This window comes from Escherichia sp. WS338, assembly GCF_046486405.1.
Taxonomy (GTDB): domain Bacteria; phylum Pseudomonadota; class Gammaproteobacteria; order Enterobacterales; family Enterobacteriaceae; genus Escherichia; species Escherichia coli.
Genome location: NZ_JBJQLL010000030.1, coordinates 1 through 19,341 on the forward strand (window position 1 = coordinate 1; position 19,341 = coordinate 19,341).

Here is a 19,341-nt window from a genome sequence, read left to right on the forward strand (position 1 = left end):
TCTGCCGATAACAGCAGGCCAGTTTTACGGTGTCTGGCAGCACTTTTATGACGACAACTTCTCCGGCACGGATTTCACCACTCACTATGTGGTGCTCGGTTTTCGCTTCAGGGTAGCGGAAGAAGAGCTGTTACTGCCGGATGAGCAGCATGACGATTACCGCTGGCTGACGCCGGACGCGCTGCTCGCCAGTAACAATGTTCACGCTAACAGCCGAGCTTATTTTAATCATGATCCAAGTGCTGTTATTGGTTTAGATAAAAAGGATGTCAAAAATGTCTGATGTACCGTTGATTGCTGTTGTAATGGCTGGTGGTACGGGTAGCCGTCTTTGGCCCCTCTCAAGAGAGCACTATCCGAAGCAATTTCTGCAATTATCAGGTGAGAATACTTTATTACAGTCAACTTTATTACGACTATCCCCGCTTTCTTGCGAAACTCCATTAGTAATAACTAACGAGCAGCATCGTTTTGTGGTCGCAGAACAATTGCGTCAAATAAACCAATTAAGCGATAACATTATTCTTGAACCATGTGGAAGAAATACTGCACCAGCTATAGCACTTTCAGCATTTACAGCCTTAAAGCGTAATGAACAACAAGATCCTATACTTTTAGTTCTTGCAGCTGACCATGTTATAAACAAAACAGATGTTTTTTGTAATGCTATTAAAAATTCCATTTCAATTGTTGAACAAGGAAATATTTTAACATTTGGTATTATTCCTGATTATGCAGAAACTGGTTACGGTTATATAGAAAAAGGGAGTATAGTTAAAGAATCACAACGTGGAGTTGGTAATACATTCTATCACGTGGAACAATTTGTTGAAAAACCTAATCGCTCAAGGGCTGAAGAGTATATCTCCTCAGGTAAATATCTCTGGAATAGTGGGATGTTTATGTTCAAAGCATCAGTATATTTAGAGGAGTTAAAAAAATACAGACCTGATATATACGATATATGTGAAAAAACAGTTTCTTCGTCCTACCATGATCTTGATTTTATACGACTTTCGAAAGATGTTTTTCAAAATTGTCCATCGGAATCAATTGATTTTGCAGTAATGGAAAAAACAAAGCGTTGTATAGTCTATCCCGTTGATATTGGTTGGAACGATGTTGGATCTTGGCAATCATTGTGGGACGTTAGTGATAAAACTCCTACAGGGGACGTTTGCAAAGGTGATATCCTGACCTATAATACAAAAAATAATTATATTCATTCGGAGTCAGCCTTAGTAGCCGCTGTAGGTGTGGAGGATATTGTTATTGTTCAGACGAAAGATGCAATTCTAGTTTCAAAAAAATCCGAAGTTCAGGATGTTAAGAAAATTGTTCAAATGCTTAAAATGCAAGAACGTTCTGAATATCTATCACATCGCGAGGAATTTCGTCCTTGGGGAAAGTTTGATGCTATAGAACAGGGAGATCGATATAAGGTCAAAAAGATTGTCGTTAAACCAGGGGAAGGGCTATCCTTACGTATGCATCATCATCGTTCAGAGCATTGGATTGTCCTTTCAGGTACAGCAAAAGTAACGTTAAATAATAAAACTTTCTTAGTTACTGCTAATGAATCCGTTTATATTCCTCTGGGTGCTACTTATAGCCTTGAAAATCCAGGTATAATTCCTCTCAATCTTATTGAAGTTAGTTCAGGAGATTATTTAGGTGAGGATGATATTGTTCGTCAAAAAGAACGTTACAAAATAGATGACTAATAAATGAAAAAATTAACCTGCTTTAAAGCCTACGATATTCGCGGAAAATTAGGCGAAGAACTGAATGAAGATATTGCCTGGCGTATTGGGCGTGCCTATGGCGAATTTCTCAAACCGAAAACCATTGTTTTAGGTGGTGATGTCCGCCTCACCAGCGAAACATTAAAACTGGCGCTGGCGAAAGGTTTACAGGATGCGGGCGTCGATGTGCTGGATATCGGCATGTCCGGCACCGAAGAGATCTATTTCGCTACGTTCCATCTCGGCGTGGATGGCGGCATCGAAGTTACTGCCAGCCATAACCCGATGGATTACAACGGCATGAAGCTGGTGCGCGAGGGGGCTCGCCCGATCAGCGGTGATACCGGACTGCGCGATGTCCAGCGTCTGGCAGAAGCCAACGACTTCCCTCCCGTCGATGAAACCAAACGCGGTCGCTATCAGCAAATCAACCTGCGTGACGCTTACGTTGATCACCTGTTCGGTTATATCAATGTCAAAAATCTCACGCCGCTCAAGCTGGTGATCAACTCCGGGAACGGCGCGGCGGGTCCGGTGGTGGACGCTATCGAAGCCCGCTTTAAAGCCCTCGGCGCACCCGTGGAATTAATCAAAGTGCACAACACGCCGGACGGCAATTTCCCCAACGGTATTCCTAACCCGCTGCTGCCTGAATGCCGCGACGACACCCGCAATGCGGTCATCAAACATGGCGCGGATATGGGCATTGCCTTTGATGGCGATTTTGACCGCTGTTTCCTGTTTGACGAAAAAGGGCAGTTTATCGAGGGCTACTACATTGTCGGCCTGCTGGCAGAAGCGTTCCTCGAAAAAAATCCCGGCGCAAAGATCATCCACGATCCACGTCTAATTTGGAACACCGTTGATGTGGTGAGTGCCGCAGGTGGCACCCCGGTAATGTCGAAAACCGGACACGCCTTTATTAAAGAACGTATGCGCAAGGAAGACGCCATCTACGGTGGCGAAATGAGCGCCCACCATTACTTCCGTGATTTCGCTTACTGCGACAGCGGCATGATCCCGTGGCTGTTGGTAGCCGAACTGGTGTGCCTGAAAGGGAAAACGCTGGGCGAACTTGTGCGTGACCGGATGGCAGCTTTTCCAGCAAGTGGGGAAATTAATAGCACGTTGGAAGATCCATTATGTGCTATCGCACGGGTTGAAAGTTATTATGCAAATAAGGCAATTGAGATCGATCGTACAGATGGTATAAGTATGACTTTTAATGGATGGCGCTTTAACTTACGTTCTTCTAATACGGAACCCGTAGTCCGGTTAAACGTTGAATCTAGAGGAGATGTGGCCGCAACTAAAAAATATACAGGCTTCATATTAGACTTATTAAATTATAAAAAGTCAATATCATCTTAACAAGTAAATGTGAGTTATTATGATAAAGTTGCTTTTTAGTTCATCTTTATTAAAGATGGGTGTTGTTTTATTAAATTTGCTTATTCCTGCAATAATAATACGATTCTATTCAGAGTATGATTTTGGAATTTATTCTTATTTACTAACATACGCAATCGTTATTTCTGTTTTACAAAACGGCATCACTGCAAGCTTTCGTAATCTGATATCAAATTTAGAAAATAATGATTTGCTCGATTATTTATTATATTCAGCGAGGAAAATAACGTATCCATTCTTATTAATAATATTTTGTTTATTATTGGCTGCGCTTTATGTAGTTGGGTTTGATACGTTATATGGTAAAATATGTTTTTTTATTGCTGTATCGTTAATAAATATATATTATCCAGTGGTTGCTTCATATTATGATGCTACAGGTAAAACGCTCAATTTTGTACTACTTGAAATAATATTTTTACTCGTATTCATTGCAGGCGTGGGCATTTTAATTTACTACAAAGTGAGTATTTACATTGTTTGCATTTTAACTGCTAACTACAGAGGGTTTTATGCAATATTATTAATAATGAAGAAGTGTGTTATTTTTAAACAAATAAGGCTTAAGAAAAAGGGGGGGTATAAAATTTTTTGTTCTGATGATATGATTTTTATTATAATTCAATTAATAAATGTTAGTAATACATTATTATTTATGAACATGTTTGCAAAATTTTACGGTGTAGTGGCGTTTGGGGTATTTTCAGTATATTACAGATTTGTTGCTTTTCCCCAACAAGTGATAAGCTTTTCCTCGTCGTTAATATGGATTAACTTTCGTCAAGTCCATGTTAATAACAGGGTTGCTGCCATGCAACTATTAAAGAGATTATTTTTTATTTTTACTCTATTGCTTATTATATGGGGAGGGTGCGTTCATTTTTTTATAGACAAAGTCGTATATCTTTATTCATCCAAACCTTTAGAATACCCAGGTGTGTTGTGTTTTCTAAATATTATGGTTTGCTTGATGTTGCTAAAAGACTTTTCAAGTATAATACTCAATGCATTAACTTTATATAAAGAACAAATGATAATGAATGCTTTACTTTGTTTACTAAACGTTATTTTTTTCTTTTTTTATAATGAAACGAATTTTGATACCATATATCTAATCTTCGTTTCACTGTTAACATTGATGTTTGTATTTGTAAATTTATCACTAATTAGAAGCAGGCTCTGAAGATGGTTATTAATATATTTTATATATGCACAGGCGAATATAAAAGGTTTTTTGATAAATTTTATTTATCTTGTGAGGATAAATTTATACCAGAGTTTGAAAAAAAATATTATGTGTTTACCGATTCTGATAGAATTTATTTTAGTAAATATCTGAATGTTGAAGTAATTAATGTTGAAAAAAATTGCTGGCCGCTTAATACGTTATTACGTTTTTCATATTTTTTGAAGGTTATTGATAAGTTACAAACTAACTCATATACTTTTTTCTTTAATGCAAATGCAGTTATTGTCAAAGAGATTCCTTTTAGTACATTTATGGAGAGTGATTTAATCGGTGTTATCCATCCAGGGTATAAGAATCGTATATCGATTCTTTATCCTTGGGAAAGAAGAAAAAATGCGACCTGCTATCTTGGGTATTTAAAGAAAGGTATTTATTATCAAGGTTGTTTCAATGGAGGTAAAACAGCGTCATTTAAGAGATTAATACAAATTTGTAATATGATGACAATGGCTGATTTGAAAAAAAACCTGATTGCTAAAGTACATGATGAGTCGTATTTGAATTATTATTATTACTACAATAAGCCATTATTACTTTCTGAATTGTACTCATGGCCTGAAAAATATGGTGAAAATAAAGACGCCAAGATTATTATGCGTGATAAGGAAAGAGAAAGTTGGTATGGTAATATCAAGAAGTAATTATAGGAATATATGTTCATATACTTTTTTTATGGTGAATTTATTTATCTTAATTTTATCCGTAATCAATGAAGGTTTTTGTGAGATTGCCTATGTAATAATAAGTGTTTCTTCTGTTCTTTTTTGTGTAATCATAATCTGCCTTGAAAGGCAAGGGGGCTTTCTCAACCCAATGACTTTCTGTATTATATCTGTCTTTTTCTTTATCTTAATCAGGCCTGTCTTTTTTTCGCAAAATATAACAGAGAATTTAAACGAAGTAATAACTGCTGGTTTAGAAATTGATGAAATATATGTTTTTTATTCGTTAGCTGTTGTAAACATTTCCTTGGCTTTTACTGTATTACTGTATTCAGTACAAAAAGGTACTGTTTCCAAGTTAGTAGGGCAATTACCTGATTTGTTTTTTTATAATAAACAATTGTCAATACTTTTATTATGGGGGGGGGGGCTTTTCTCTGCTATTTTCTTAATTAAATCATACAAAAAATTTATTATATTAGGTCAGGTTTCAGTATTTGAGGCTGACGCATATGGACTACATGATGAGTTATTTTGGTTCACCCTTTCAAAATATTGTTATATATTGTCTTTACTTTTTTCTAAAAATAAAAATTTCATACTATATTCTTTGCTGATATTTATTACATCAATAGGTTACATTTTAGTGGGATTAAGAGGCTATACAATCGCATATGGTTTCTTATTGTTATTTTTTCTAGATATAAGATATAGGCTTAAGATCAAATGGTTGTTGTTAGTAGCTATATTGGTAACGACCATTTCTTCACTGATCCTTAACTATAGAATAGGTATAGAAGTAAATAGCGGATTATTAGGAATTATTTTTAATCCATTATTACAGCAAGGTGCTTCATTTGAAACCGTTTATGGTGCTTTGAAATACAATGAAAAAATATTAAGTTGCATATCTTACTATGATTATTTTTTTACAAATAAAGATATCGGTTCTTGTATTGACATCGCTCGTGGTGTTTATTTTAAAGAAGGAGGAAGTTTCGCATCAAGTTTTTACAGTGAGCTAATATATTTTGGGTGGATCATTGGAAGTGTTGCTTTATTACTATTTGCATTTTCTCTAGCTTTTGTTCAATCTTGTTATGAGAAAATAATAAAAAATTCAATGAATAATAAATTGGCATATACATATCGTTTGATCATTTTTTTAGCGCTACCAAATCTTATATATTTTGCCCGCTCATCATTATTTGATTTTATCAATAAGGTTTTATTCATAGCTCTATTCATAGGTGGGCTAAGCATAGTCAGACATATTGCTTTAAATATAAAAAAATGTCATTGAGAATATTAGATATGATTTCAGTAATAATGGCTGTACACCGATATGATAAATATGTTGATATTTCAATTGATAGTATCTTAAATCAGACATACTCTGACTTTGAGTTAATAATAATTGCAAATGGAGGGGATTGTTTCGAGATAGCAAAACAGCTGAGGCATTATACAGAGCTGGATAACAGAGTTAAAATATATACATTAGAAATAGGGCAGTTATCGTTTGCATTAAATTACGCAGTAACTAAGTGTAAATACTCTATTATTGCCAGAATGGATTCCGACGATGTTTCACTGCCGTTACGTCTAGAAAAACAATATATGTATATGTTGCAGAATGATTTAGAAATGGTGGGGACTGGGATCAGACTTATCAATGAAAACGGTGAGTTTATTAAAGAATTAAAATATCCAAATCATAATAAGATAAATAAGATACTTCCTTTTAAAAATTGTTTTGCGCATCCTACTTTGATGTTCAAGAAAGATGTTATCCTAAAGCAGCGAGGTTATTGTGGTGGTTTTAATTCAGAAGATTATGATCTATGGCTCAGAATCTTAAATGATTGTCCGAATATACGCTGGGATAATCTAAGTGAGTGTTTGTTAAATTATCGAATTCATAACAAATCTACGCAAAAATCAGCACTCGCATATTATGAATGTGCTAGTTATTCTCTGCGAGAATTCTTAAAAAAAAGAACTATTACGAATTTTCTTTCTTGCCTCTATCATTTTTGTAAAGCACTAATAAAATAAAGGTTGACGCTATGTATAGTTGTTTGTCTGGTGGATTAGGTAATCAAATGTTTCAGTATGCTGCGGCATATATCTTACAAAGAAAGCTTAAACAAAGATCATTAGTTTTAGACGATAGCTATTTTTTAGATTGCTCAAATCGTGATACACGTAGAAGATTTGAATTGAATCAATTTAACATATGTTATGATCGTCTGACTACAAGTAAGGAAAAAAAAGAGATATCCATAATACGACATGTAAATAGATATCGTTTGCCCTTATTTGTTACAAATTCTATATTTGGAATTCTACTAAAAAAAAACTATTTGCCTGAAGCAAAATTTTATGAATTTTTGAACAACAGTAAATTACAGGTTAAAAATGGTTATTGTCTATTCTCTTATTTCCAGGATGCTACATTGATAGATAGTCATCGTGATATGATTCTCCCATTATTCCAGATTAATGAAGATTTGCTCAATTTATGTAATGACTTGCATATTTACAAAAAAGTGATATGTGAGAATGCTAACACAACTTCACTACATATCAGGCGTGGAGACTACATCACCAACCCTCACGCCTCTAAATTTCATGGGGTGTTGCCCATGGATTACTATGAAAAGGCTATTCGTTATATTGAGGATGTTCAAGGAGAACAGGTGATTATCGTATTTTCAGATGATGTGAAATGGGCTGAGAATACATTTGCTAATCAACCTAATTATTACGTTGTTAATAATTCTGAATGCGAGTACAGTGCGATTGATATGTTTTTAATGTCAAAGTGTAAAAACAATATAATAGCCAATAGTACATATAGCTGGTGGGGCGCATGGTTAAATACTTTCGAAGATAAAATAGTTATTTCCCCTCGTAAGTGGTTTGCTGGAAATAATAAATCTAAGTTGACCATGGATAGTTGGATTAATCTTTGATTATGCTGTGTGTTTTTTTAAAATATGATATCCATTCATAATTTGTAATTTTGATATATTATTTTTAGACTAAAATGTCAATCTGCAACATTCCGTAGTAATCCCTGACAGGAGTAAACAATGTCAAAGCAACAGATCGGCGTAGTCGGTATGGCAGTGATGGGGCGCAACCTTGCGCTCAACATCGAAAGCCGTGGTTATACCGTCTCTATTTTCAACCGTTCCCGTGAGAAGACTGAAGAAGTGATTGCTGAAAATCCAGACAAGAAACTGGTTCCTTACTATACGGTGAAAGAGTTTGTTGAATCTCTGGAAACGCCTCGTCGCATCCTGTTAATGGTGAAAGCAGGTGCAGGCACGGATGCTGCTATTGATTCCCTTAAGCCATACCTCGATAAAGGTGACATCATCATTGATGGTGGTAATACCTTCTTCCAGGACACCATTCGTCGTAACCGTGAGCTTTCTGCAGAAGGCTTTAACTTCATCGGTACCGGTGTTTCCGGCGGTGAAGAAGGTGCGCTGAAAGGTCCTTCCATTATGCCTGGCGGACAGAAAGAAGCCTATGAACTGGTTGCACCGATCCTGACCAAAATCGCCGCAGTAGCTGAAGACGGTGAGCCATGCGTTACCTATATTGGTGCCGATGGCGCAGGTCACTATGTGAAGATGGTTCACAACGGTATTGAATACGGTGATATGCAACTGATTGCTGAAGCCTATTCTCTCCTGAAAGGCGGCCTGAATCTTTCTAACGAAGAACTGGCACAGACCTTTACCGAGTGGAATAACGGTGAACTGAGCAGCTACCTGATCGACATCACCAAAGACATCTTCACTAAAAAAGATGAAGACGGTAACTACCTGGTTGATGTGATCCTGGATGAAGCGGCTAACAAAGGTACCGGTAAATGGACCAGCCAGAGCGCGCTGGATCTCGGCGAACCGCTGTCGCTGATTACCGAGTCTGTGTTTGCACGTTATATCTCTTCTCTGAAAGATCAGCGCGTTGCCGCGTCTAAACTTCTCACTGGCCCGAAAGCGCAGCCAGCAGGCGATAAGGCTGAGTTTATCGAGAAAGTTCGCCGTGCGCTGTATCTGGGTAAAATCGTTTCTTACGCTCAGGGCTTCTCTCAGCTGCGTGCGGCGTCTGAAGAGTACAACTGGGATCTGAATTACGGCGAAATCGCGAAGATTTTCCGTGCTGGCTGCATCATCCGTGCACAGTTCCTGCAGAAAATCACCGATGCTTATGCCGAAAATCCGCAGATCGCTAACCTGCTGCTGGCTCCGTACTTTAAGCAAATTGCCGATGACTACCAGCAGGCGCTGCGTGATGTCGTTGCTTATGCGGTACAGAACGGTATCCCGGTTCCGACCTTCGCCGCTGCGGTTGCCTATTATGACAGCTACCGTGCCGCTGTTTTGCCTGCGAACCTGATCCAGGCTCAGCGTGACTATTTTGGTGCGCATACTTATAAGCGCATTGATAAAGAAGGTGTGTTCCATACTGAATGGCTGGATTAATCTGATTTAACCAACAATAAAATTGAGGCCCGGCGTATATTGCACCGGGCTTTTTTTTGCCAAATATCTTATAGACTAAATTTCACTGCTTAATATTAACTTAATAAATATCAGCTATTCTTATAAAGAAAATCTGAATTGTTTTTCGTTGCGTTGACCATCTGACAACGTAGCGTTAAAACTTTTAGCTCTTATCAGGATGCTAAAAACATCATGATTCACAGTTAAGTTAATTCTGAGAGCATGAAATGAAAATCACCATTTCCGGTACTGGCTATGTAGGCTTGTCAAACGGGCTTCTAATCGCACAAAATCATGAAGTTGTGGCATTAGATATTTTACCGTCACGCGTTGCTATGCTGAATGATCGGATATCTCCTATTGTTGATAAGGAAATTCAGCAGTTTTTGCAATCAGATAAAATACACTTTAATGCCACATTAGATAAAAATGAAGCCTACCGGGATGCTGATTATGTCATCATCGCCACTCCAACCGACTATGATCCTAAAACTAATTATTTCAATACATCGAGTGTAGAATCAGTAATTAAGGACGTAGTAGAGATAAATCCTTATGCGGTTATGGTCATCAAATCAACGGTACCCGTTGGCTTTACCGCAGCGATGCATAAGAAATATCGTACTGAAAATATTATTTTCTCTCCGGAATTTCTCCGCGAAGGTAAAGCCCTTTACGATAATCTCCATCCTTCACGTATTGTCATTGGTGAGCGTTCAGAACGCGCAGAACGTTTTGCTGCATTGTTACAGGAAGGCGCGATTAAGCAAAATATCCCGACCCTGTTTACCGACTCCACTGAAGCAGAAGCGATTAAACTTTTTGCTAATACCTATCTGGCGATGCGCGTAGCGTACTTTAATGAGCTGGATAGCTATGCAGAAAGTTTAGGTCTGAATACTCGCCATATTATCGAAGGCGTTTGTCTCGACCCACGCATTGGCAACCATTACAACAATCCGTCGTTTGGTTATGGTGGTTATTGTTTGCCGAAAGATACCAAGCAGTTACTGGCGAACTATCAGTCTGTGCCGAATAACCTGATCTCGGCAATTGTCGATGCAAACCGCACGCGTAAAGATTTTATTGCCGATGCCATTTTGTCACGCAAACCGCATGTGGTAGGTATTTATCGCCTGATTATGAAGAGCGGTTCAGATAACTTCCGTGCGTCTTCTATTCAGGGGATTATGAAGCGTATCAAGGCGAAAGGTGTTGAAGTAATCATCTACGAGCCAGTGATGAAAGAAGACTCATTCTTCAACTCTCGCCTGGAACGTGATCTCGCCACCTTCAAACAACAAGCCGACGTCATTATCTCTAACCGAATGGCAGAAGAGCTTAAGGATGTGGCAGATAAGGTATACACTCGCGATCTCTTTGGCAGCGACTAACATCTTGTTATCAGGGCTATTTACGCCCTGATTGTCTTTTGTTACTTACGCAACAATTCATTATTTTTATCACTTATCCTATAGCATTCACGAGGATTATCGCTAAACTATGCGGACTTGGAAATTTCCGTCAGTTAGGGTAATGATGAGAGTAGAAAATAATAATGTTTCTGGGCAAAACCATGACCCGGAACAGATTGATTTGATTGATTTACTAATGCAGTTGTGGCGTGGCAAGATGACAATTATCATTTCCGTCATTGTGGCTATTGCCCTGGCTATTGGATATTTGGCAGTAGCGAAGGAGAAATGGACGTCAACAGCAATTATCACTCAGCCCGACGTGGGGCAAATTGCTGGCTATAACAATGCCATGAATGTTATCTATGGTCAGGCTGCACCGAAAGTATCGGATTTGCAGGAGACGTTAATTGGTCGCTTCAGTTCTGCCTTCTCTGCATTAGCAGAAACGCTGGATAATCAGGAAGAGCCAGAGAAACTTACCATCGAACCTTCTGTTAAGAACCAGCAATTACCATTGACTGTTTCTTATGTTGGGCAAACAGCAGAGGGCGCACAAATGAAGTTGGCCCAATACATTCAGCAAGTTGATGAAAAAGTGAATCAAGAGCTAGAAAAGGATCTCAAAGACAACATTGCTCTGGGACGGAAAAACTTGCAGGACTCTTTAAGAATGCAGGAAGTAGTCGCGCAGGAGCAGAAAGATCTGCGTATCCGTCAGATTCAGGAAGCGTTGCAGTATGCGAATCAGGCGCAGGTGACAAAGCCACAGGTTCAGCAGACTGAAGATGTGACGCAAGATACGTTGTTCCTTTTGGGGAGCGAAGCTCTGGAGTCGATGATTAAGCATGAGGCGACTCGTCCGTTGGTGTTCTCACCAAACTACTATCAGACTCGTCAAAACCTGCTGGATATCGAAAGCTTAAAAGTTGATGATCTTGATATTCATGCTTACCGTTATGTGATGAAACCGACGTTACCTATTCGTCGCGATAGTCCGAAAAAGGCAATCACCTTGATTCTGGCGGTACTGCTGGGCGGCATGGTTGGTGCGGGGATTGTGCTGGGGCGTAACGCTCTGCGTAATTACAACGCGAAGTAATCTTTTCGGTTTTAAGGAAAAAGGGCAGGGTGGTGACACCTTGCCCGTTTTTTTTTGCCGGATGCGACAACAACATCGCATCCGATCACCCGCAACTCACTGATGCCGTTTACGCAGGTTCTCAATCACCGTCGTTAAATCCAGATCCTGATCCTGCAACAATACCAGCAGGTGATACATCAAATCAGATGCCTCGTTGGTCAGCTCAAAGCGGTCATGTACCGTCGCTGCCAGTGCGGTTTCCACCCCTTCTTCGCCCACTTTCTGCGCAATGCGTTTAGTGCCGCTGGCATACAGTTTGGCTGTGTAAGAGGTTTCCGGGTCGGCAGATTTACGTTCGGCGAGCAATTGTTCCAGTTGATACAGGAACAGCCACTGGTGAGCGGTGTCGCCGAAGCAGCTGCTGGTGCCTTTGTGGCAGGTTGGCCCGATGGGATTCGCCAGCACCAGTAACGTGTCGTTGTCGCAGTCCGGGGCAATACTCACCACATTGAGGAAATTGCCCGACGTTTCGCCTTTGGTCCACAGTCGCTGTTTAGTGCGCGAGAAGAAGGTGACTTTGCCGCTTTCGATGGTTTTGTCTAAGGCTTCCGGGTTCATATAGCCCAGCATTAACACTTCGCCGGATACCGCGTGTTGCACAATCACCGGCATCAGTCCGTCGGTTTTTTCCCAGTCCAGTTCGCGACGTTGTTGTTCTGTTAACATATCCTGATCTCCACGCCCTGTGTTGCCAGGTACGCTTTTAATTCACCAATATTGATTATTTGTTTGTGGAATACGGAAGCCGCCAGCGCGCCGTCAACGTCGGCATCGCGGAAGGCTTCGAGGAAGTGTTCCATGGTGCCCGCGCCACCGGAGGCAATCAGCGGGACGTGGCAAACTTCACGCACTTTTTTCAGCTGTTCGAGGTCGTAACCGTTACGCACGCCGTCCTGATTCATCATGTTGAGGACGATTTCTCCGGCACCGCGTTTTTGCACTTCCTCTACCCAGTCGAGCGTTTCCCACTGAGTGACGCGGGTGCGGGTTTCATCGCCGGTATATTGATTCACATGATATTTACCGGTTTCAGCGTCGTACCAGGTATCAATGCCGACCACAATACACTGCACGCCAAAGCGATCCGCCAGGCGAGTAATTAACGTCGGATCCGCCAGCGCGGGAGAGTTGATGGAAATTTTATCCGCGCCAAAGGAAAGAATTTTGGCGGCGTCATCCAGAGACTTAATCCCACCCGCCACACAAAACGGAATGTCGATCACTTCCGCCACGCGAGATACCCAGCTTTTATCTACCACACGGCCATCGCTGGACGCGGTGATATCGTAGAACACCAGTTCGTCTGCACCTTCCTCTGCGTAGCGTTTTGCCAGCGGCACGATATCGCCAATGATTTCATGGTTGCGAAACTGTACGCCTTTTACCACCTGACCATCACGAACGTCGAGACATGGAATTATGCGTTTTGCCAGCATGCGATGGCCTCCTTCACGGTGAATTTACCTTCCAGCAATGCCCGACCAACTATTACGCCGCGCACGCCAGTACCACGTAGGGCAGCAACATCGTTAATGTCGCCAATACCGCCGGAGGACTGAAACGCCACCTGCGGGTATCTGGCGCACACTTCTTCATATAAAGAGACGTTAGAACCTGCCAGCGTGCCGTCGCGCGAGATATCGGTACACAGCACATGTTTCAGGCCGACAGGCAAATAGGTTTCCACCAGTTGTTCCAGCGACACACCCGAATTCTCTTGCCAGCCGCTGACCGCCACCTGCTTGTTGCCTTGCTCGTCAATACGGACATCCAGCGCCAGCACTAAGGCATCGGCACCGAAACGTTCAAACCAGCCTTTCACCATTCCTGGTGATTTCACCGCGGTGGAGCCGACCACCACGCGCGCAACGCCCGCTTCCAGTAACGCCGCCACGTCTTCTTCGCTACGCACGCCGCCGCCAACCTGCACCGGAACGTTAACGCCCGCCACCAGGGTTTTAATCAGCGGGATTTGACGTTTTGCCGGATCTTTTGCCCCGGTCAGATCCACCAGATGCAGCACTTCGGCACCGTGCGCGGCGTAATCCTGTAAGCGCGGCAGCGGGTCGTTACCGTAATCGCGCTGTTTGCCGTAATCGCCCTGATGGAGACGCACCACGGTGCCGTCGATTAAATCTAATGCCGGAATAATCATCACATCTCCAGGAAGTTTTTCAGCAACTTAGCGCCAGCGGCACCAGAACGCTCCGGGTGGAACTGCACGCCGTAGAAGTTATCTTTTTGTACCGCCGCGGTGAACGGTTCGCCGTAATTACACTGGGCGATGGTCCACGGATTGACTGGCATTGCGTAGCTGTGAACAAAGTAAAAGTACGCTCCGTCTTCAATCCCCTGAAACAGGCGGTTGCCTGCCTGCGGGTAAACGCGGTTCCAGCCCATATGCGGCAGGGGCAGACCAAAGTCGGTCATTTTCGGCACATCTTCGTCGATGATGCCCAGCAAATCGACGCCGTTGCTCTCTTCGCTGCGCCGCCCCAGCAGTTGCATCCCTAAGCAGATGCCCAGCACCGGTTGGGTACAGGCTTTGATGAGATCAAACAGCTCGCGCTCACGCACCTGATCCATCGCTGCTTGTGCAGTGCCAACGCCGGGTAAAAATAGTTTATCGGCCAGCAACACGACGTCCGGGTCACGGCTGACTTTGGGTTCATAACCGTGACGCGCAATGGCAGACTTCACCGAGTTCAGGTTGGCGCAGCCAGTATCAAGGATCACCACGTTCATTACAGCACTCCTTTTGACGAGGGCAGGGTGTCGCCTTCCACGCGGATGGCCTGGCGCAGGGTGCGACCAAAGGCTTTGAACAGGCTCTCTACACGGTGATGATCGTTTTTACCTTTGGTTTTCAGGTGTAGCGTCACGCCCATGGTGTATGAGAGCGAACGGAAGAAGTGCTCGATCATTTCAGTGCTGAGATCGCCCACGCGCTGGTAGGTAAATTCAGCTTTATATTCCAGGTGCGGGCGACCAGAGATATCCAGCGCGCAGCGGGCAAGGCATTCGTCCATCGGCAGCACAAAACCGAAGCGGCAAATACCGCGTTTGTCGCCAAGAGCAATTTTTAACGCTTCGCCCAGCGCCAGGCCGGTATCTTCGACGGTGTGGTGATCGTCGATATAGAGGTCGCCTTTGACGTTGATTTCCATGCGGAAACCGCCGTGGGTGGCGATCTGATCCAGCATATGATCAAAGAAGCCAACGCCGGTGTTAATCTTGCTGCCACCTTCGCGATCCAGCCACACCTGGACGTCAATTTGCGTCTCTTTGGTGTTGCGCACTACATGGGCGTAACGGTCTCGTTTAGTGAGTTGCTCGCCAATCATCGGCCAGTTCAGGATTTCGCGGTCGTAGCGTAAACCATTAATGCCCATGTTTTCCGCCAGTTGAATGTCGGTCGCGCGATCGCCAATCACATAACTGTTAGCGCGATCCATCGCTTGCTCAGCCAGATAACGTTCCACCAGTTTTACTTTCGGCTTACGGCAGTCGCACTCATCGGCGGGCAGGTGCGGACAAATCAGCACTTCATCAAACTGTACGCCTTGCGAGGTGAAGATCTGCATCATCAGGTTGTGCGGGCCATCGAAATCCGCCTGTGGGAAACTTTGTGTTCCCAGACCATCCTGATTAGTGATCATCACCAGCTTGTAGCCCGCTTTTTGCAGCTTCAGCAGTTCCGGGATCACGCCCGGTTCAAAGGCGAGTTTATCAAAACGGTCCACCTGAAAATCACCCGGCGGTTCGCTAATCAGGGTTCCATCGCGATCGATAAAAAGATACTTCTGACTCATCAAACTTGCTCCGCACGTAAGGCGTCAATGACGCGCTGGCTTTCTTCACGGGTTCCGACGGTAATTCGCAGGCAGCCGCTTAAAGAGGGTTGTTTATTCTGATCACGTAAGATAATGCCCTGATCCCACAAAGATTTAAACACTGCACTGGAGGCTTTAAAGCGCGCCAGAATGTAGTTGGTTTCAGAGTCAAAAACCTGCTCCACGCAGGGGATCTCTTTCAGTGCGGCAATCAGGTATTCGCGTTCTGCAATAATTTGCGCCACCCGCTCACGCATGGCGATAATTCCCTGCGGGCTTAACGCCTGGGCCGCAATGTCGGCAACCGGCGTCGAGAGCGGGTAGGGGGCGATCACTTTCATCAGCAGGTTGATGACTTCTTCGTTTGCCAGCGTAAATCCGCAACGAAGCCCCGCCAGAGCAAAAGCTTTCGACAGTGTGCGCAAAATAGCCAGGTGCGGATATTCCGCCAGCCAGCCAGCCAGCGATGCCTGCGGGCAAAACTCGATATAGGCTTCATCGGCAACCACAATCGCCTTACCGCGCGTTAACTCCAGCAGGGTGCGAAAATCCTGCGGATTGATCAGTTGCCCGGTTGGGTTGTTGGGGCTGCAAACATAGACCACTTTTACGCCGTCCAGCTTGTCGGAAATGCCCTGTAAGTCCAGTTGCCAGTTTTCCAGCGTCGGCACTGTGCGGCACTCGACGCCAATGGTTTCAGCGCTGACGCTGTACATGCCGTACGTTGGCGGGCAGTAGAGGATGGCGTCTTTACCCGGTTCGCAAAAAGCGCGAATCAGTAGTTCAATACCTTCGTCCGCGCCACGGCTGACCAGCACCTGTTCCGGTTTTACGCCTGCATATTGCGCGTAATTTTCAATCACCGCTTTCGGCTGGCATTCCGGGTAGCGGTTGAGCGTTTGCTGAGTAAGCTGAAACTCCACGGCTGTGGGATATTCGTTGGCGTTCAGCCAGACGTCGCCATTACCGCCCAGACGACGCGCCGACTGATACGGCGTCAGGTTGCGGACGTTTTCACGCGCTAAATCGGTAATAGTCACGGTGCTCATGCTTGCTCCTTAAGGGCGTTAACACGCAAAGTAACGGCATTTTTGTGGGCGGTCAGGCGCTCGGCGGCGGCCAGTGTTTCAATGGTCGAAGCCAGCGCGGAGAAACCTTCTTTCGACAGTTCCTGCACGGTCATACGCTTCTGGAAATCCGCCAGGCCGAGGCTGGAACAGGTGGCGGTGTAGCCGTAAGTCGGTAGAACATGGTTGGTTCCGGAGGCGTAATCACCTGCCGATTCCGGTGACCAGTCACCAAGAAATACCGAACCGGCGCTGGTGATGCCATCGACCAGGTCGCGGGCGTTGCGGGTCTGAATGATCAGGTGCTCCGGGCCGTACTGGTTGGAGATCTCTACGCACTGTGCTAAATCGTTGGTCACAATAAGGCGGCTGGCGCTCAGTGCCTGGCGTGCGGTTTCGGCACGCGGCAGTTCTGCCAGTTGGCGTTCGACGGCCTCGGCAACTTGATGCGCCATATCAGCAGCGGGCGTCAGTAAAATCACCTGTGAGTCCGGGCCGTGTTCAGCCTGAGAAAGCAAATCAGAAGCCACGAAATCCGGCGTAGCGCCGCTGTCGGCAATGACCAACACTTCCGACGGGCCTGCGGGCATATCGATCGCCGCACCGTCCAGACGCTGGCTCACCTGACGTTTCGCTTCGGTGACAAAGGCGTTACCCGGCCCGAAGATTTTGTCCACTTTTGGCACAGATTCCGTACCAAACGCCAGTGCGGCAATGGCCTGTGCGCCGCCGACGTTAAACACGTCCTGCACACCGCACAGCTGCGCCGCATAAAGGATCTCATCGGCAATCGGCGGCGGTGAGCACAGCACCACTTTTTTACAGCCCGCAATACTCGCCGGAGTCGCCAGCATTAATACCGTTGAGAAGAGCGGGGCGGAGCCGCCAGGAATATACAACCCAACTGAAGCTACCGGACGCGTGACCTGCTGGCAACGCACGCCTGGCTGCGTTTCTACATCTACCGGCGGCAGTTTTTGCGCAGTGTGGAAGGTTTCAATATTTTTTACTGCCACCGCCATCGCCTGTTTTAGCTCGTCGCTAAGGCGTTCGCTGGCGGCGGCGATCTCCTCAGCAGACACCTTCAGCGCGGTAACCGTGGTTTTATCAAACTTCGCGCTGTATTCCCGCAGGGCGTCATCGCCGCGTGCTTTCACGTTATCGAGAATATCGTTAACGGTGCGGGTAATGCTTTCAGAAGCGGAGATCGCCGGGCGCATTAACAGCTGGCGTTGTTGCTCCGCAGTACAGCTGTTCCAGTCAATGATTGTGTTAAAGCTCATGGCGATCACTCCATCATCTTCTCAATCGGCAGGACCAGGATTGAACTGGCACCCAGCGCTTTCAGTTTTTCCATGGTTTCCCAGAACAGGGTTTCGCTACTGACCATGTGCATCGCTACGCGCTGTTGATCACCCGCCAGCGGTAGAATAGTTGGGCGTTCGGCACCTGGCAGCAGGGCGATGACTTCATCCAGACGTTCGGTCGGTGCGTGCATCATGATGTATTTTGATTCGCGCGCCTGGATCACACCCTGAATACGGGTCAGCAGTTTGTCGATCAGTTGCTGTTTGGATTCTTCCATTTCGCCATCGCGCTGGATCAGGCAGGCTTTCGAGCGGTAGATAACTTCGACTTCGCGCAGGCCGTTTGCTTCCAGCGTGGCACCGGTGGAAACCAGATCGCAAATCGCATCCGCCAGTCCGGCGCGCGGGGCGACTTCAACAGAACCGTTCAGTAAGCAGGATTTAAAAGAGATGCCTTTCTGGTCGAGATATCGCTTGAGCAGGTGAGGATAAGAGGTGGCGATACGTTTACCGTTTAAGGAGAGCGGGCCGTCCCAGGCTTCATCAACCGGCGTTGCCAGCGAAAGGCGACAACCGCCGAAATCCAGACGACGCAGGGTAAAGTAGCGTGGATCCTCACCCTGGGCGCGGCGGTTAAGCAGCTCTTCTTCCAGCACGTTTTCGCCGATAATCCCAAGGTCTACTACGCCATCCATTACCAGACCGGGAATGTCGTCGTCACGTACGCGTAGAATATCAATCGGCATGTTTTCTGCCATCGCGATCAGGCGCTGGGTGTGAAGATTGATTTTAATACCACAGCGCGCCAGTAATTCGCGTGAGTCATCACTTAAACGGCCGGATTTCTGCATAGCTATGCGTAAACGAGAGTTGTCTGTCATTTTCTTATTCCTCTTTAAACCTGTCTGAACCGTTATCAACCGCGCAATAAAAAAGCCCCCGGAAGGTGATCTTCCGGGGGCTTTCTCATGCGTTCATGCACC

At 44.5% G+C, this 19,341-nt stretch carries 19 protein-coding genes and 1 other annotated feature (1 of these 20 only partly in view); of the genes, 11 read left to right on the plus strand and 8 right to left on the minus strand.

Going from position 1 to position 19,341, the window contains the following annotated elements; genetic code table 11:
- From ACJHWT_RS19865 to wzzB, 11 genes are all read left to right on the plus strand, one after another.
- Positions 1-283 (plus strand): GDP-mannose mannosyl hydrolase (locus ACJHWT_RS19865; protein ID WP_410232352.1); only part of this gene is annotated, 283 nt, incomplete at its 5' end.
- A complete protein-coding gene (locus tag ACJHWT_RS19870; protein WP_001286272.1) occupies positions 276-1,724 on the plus strand; it encodes a mannose-1-phosphate guanylyltransferase/mannose-6-phosphate isomerase in 1,449 nt (482 codons plus the stop codon). The genes ACJHWT_RS19865 and ACJHWT_RS19870, both read left to right, overlap by 8 nt.
- 3 nt (positions 1,725-1,727) lie before the next feature.
- Entirely contained in the window at positions 1,728-3,116 is a 1,389-nt protein-coding gene (cpsG, locus tag ACJHWT_RS19875) for a colanic acid biosynthesis phosphomannomutase CpsG (protein ID WP_000736841.1), read from the plus strand.
- Positions 3,117-3,135: 19 nt separating this feature from the next.
- Complete coding sequence (wzx, locus tag ACJHWT_RS19880) at positions 3,136-4,338, plus strand: O86 family O-antigen flippase (protein WP_106708655.1); 1,203 nt, start codon at positions 3,136-3,138, stop codon at positions 4,336-4,338.
- A gap of 2 nt (positions 4,339-4,340) precedes the next feature.
- Positions 4,341-5,045, plus strand: a complete 705-nt coding sequence (gene wbnI, locus ACJHWT_RS19885; RefSeq protein ID WP_000236383.1) for an O-antigen biosynthesis glycosyltransferase WbnI — start codon at positions 4,341-4,343, stop codon at positions 5,043-5,045.
- Positions 4,969-6,369 carry an O86 family O-antigen polymerase gene (gene wzy, locus ACJHWT_RS19890; protein WP_161953542.1) on the plus strand — a complete coding sequence of 467 codons (1,401 nt, stop codon included), beginning with the start codon at positions 4,969-4,971 and terminating at the stop codon, positions 6,367-6,369. Before wbnI ends, wzy begins: the two co-directional genes overlap by 77 nt.
- A gap of 11 nt (positions 6,370-6,380) precedes the next feature.
- Positions 6,381-7,124, plus strand: a complete 744-nt coding sequence (locus ACJHWT_RS19895) for a glycosyltransferase (protein WP_106708654.1) — start codon at positions 6,381-6,383, stop codon at positions 7,122-7,124.
- Between the two features lie 11 nt (positions 7,125-7,135).
- The gene (locus ACJHWT_RS19900; protein ID WP_106708653.1) at positions 7,136-8,044 is read left to right on the plus strand and encodes an alpha-1,2-fucosyltransferase; all 909 of its coding nucleotides are present in this window, start codon (positions 7,136-7,138) and stop codon (positions 8,042-8,044) included.
- 120 nt (positions 8,045-8,164) lie between these two features.
- A complete protein-coding gene (gene gndA / locus ACJHWT_RS19905) occupies positions 8,165-9,571 on the plus strand; it encodes an NADP-dependent phosphogluconate dehydrogenase (protein ID WP_165473684.1) in 1,407 nt (468 codons plus the stop codon).
- Positions 9,572-9,819: 248 nt separating this feature from the next.
- Positions 9,820-10,986 (plus strand): UDP-glucose 6-dehydrogenase, encoded by a 1,167-nt coding sequence (ugd, locus tag ACJHWT_RS19910; protein WP_165473685.1) that lies wholly within the window; start codon positions 9,820-9,822, stop codon positions 10,984-10,986.
- Positions 10,987-11,131: 145 nt separating this feature from the next.
- Complete coding sequence (gene wzzB, locus ACJHWT_RS19915; protein WP_165473690.1) at positions 11,132-12,109, plus strand: LPS O-antigen chain length determinant protein WzzB; 978 nt, start codon at positions 11,132-11,134, stop codon at positions 12,107-12,109.
- A 96-nt stretch (positions 12,110-12,205) separates the two neighbouring features.
- On the opposite strand, the gene hisIE is transcribed toward wzzB, so the two are convergent.
- The 8 genes from hisIE to hisG are packed head-to-tail and all read right to left on the minus strand — an operon-like array spanning position 12,206 to position 19,239.
- Complete coding sequence (gene hisIE, locus ACJHWT_RS19920; protein ID WP_000954893.1) at positions 12,206-12,817, minus strand: bifunctional phosphoribosyl-AMP cyclohydrolase/phosphoribosyl-ATP diphosphatase HisIE; 612 nt, start codon at positions 12,815-12,817, stop codon at positions 12,206-12,208.
- Positions 12,811-13,587: an imidazole glycerol phosphate synthase subunit HisF gene (gene hisF, locus ACJHWT_RS19925; RefSeq protein ID WP_000880159.1), complete on the minus strand. Its 777-nt coding sequence runs from the start codon at positions 13,585-13,587 to the stop codon at positions 12,811-12,813. Before hisF ends, hisIE begins: the two co-directional genes overlap by 7 nt.
- Entirely contained in the window at positions 13,569-14,306 is a 738-nt protein-coding gene (gene hisA, locus ACJHWT_RS19930) for a 1-(5-phosphoribosyl)-5-[(5-phosphoribosylamino)methylideneamino]imidazole-4-carboxamide isomerase (protein WP_410232353.1), read from the minus strand. Before hisA ends, hisF begins: the two co-directional genes overlap by 19 nt.
- Entirely contained in the window at positions 14,306-14,896 is a 591-nt protein-coding gene (gene hisH, locus ACJHWT_RS19935) for an imidazole glycerol phosphate synthase subunit HisH (protein ID WP_001103560.1), read from the minus strand. Before hisH ends, hisA begins: the two co-directional genes overlap by 1 nt.
- Positions 14,896-15,963 (minus strand): bifunctional histidinol-phosphatase/imidazoleglycerol-phosphate dehydratase HisB, encoded by a 1,068-nt coding sequence (gene hisB / locus ACJHWT_RS19940; protein WP_029397756.1) that lies wholly within the window; start codon positions 15,961-15,963, stop codon positions 14,896-14,898. The genes hisH and hisB overlap by 1 nt, the downstream gene beginning before the upstream one ends.
- The gene (gene hisC / locus ACJHWT_RS19945) at positions 15,963-17,033 is read right to left on the minus strand and encodes a histidinol-phosphate transaminase (RefSeq protein WP_000108963.1); all 1,071 of its coding nucleotides are present in this window, start codon (positions 17,031-17,033) and stop codon (positions 15,963-15,965) included. Before hisC ends, hisB begins: the two co-directional genes overlap by 1 nt.
- Positions 17,030-18,334, minus strand: coding sequence for a histidinol dehydrogenase (gene hisD / locus ACJHWT_RS19950; RefSeq protein WP_165473687.1), 1,305 nt, complete (start codon positions 18,332-18,334; stop codon positions 17,030-17,032). The genes hisC and hisD overlap by 4 nt, the downstream gene beginning before the upstream one ends.
- Before the next feature lie 5 nt (positions 18,335-18,339).
- Entirely contained in the window at positions 18,340-19,239 is a 900-nt protein-coding gene (hisG, locus tag ACJHWT_RS19955) for an ATP phosphoribosyltransferase (protein WP_000131756.1), read from the minus strand.
- Between the two features lie 46 nt (positions 19,240-19,285).
- Positions 19,286-19,341: a sequence feature (His leader region), on the minus strand; it runs 68 nt beyond the window's last position.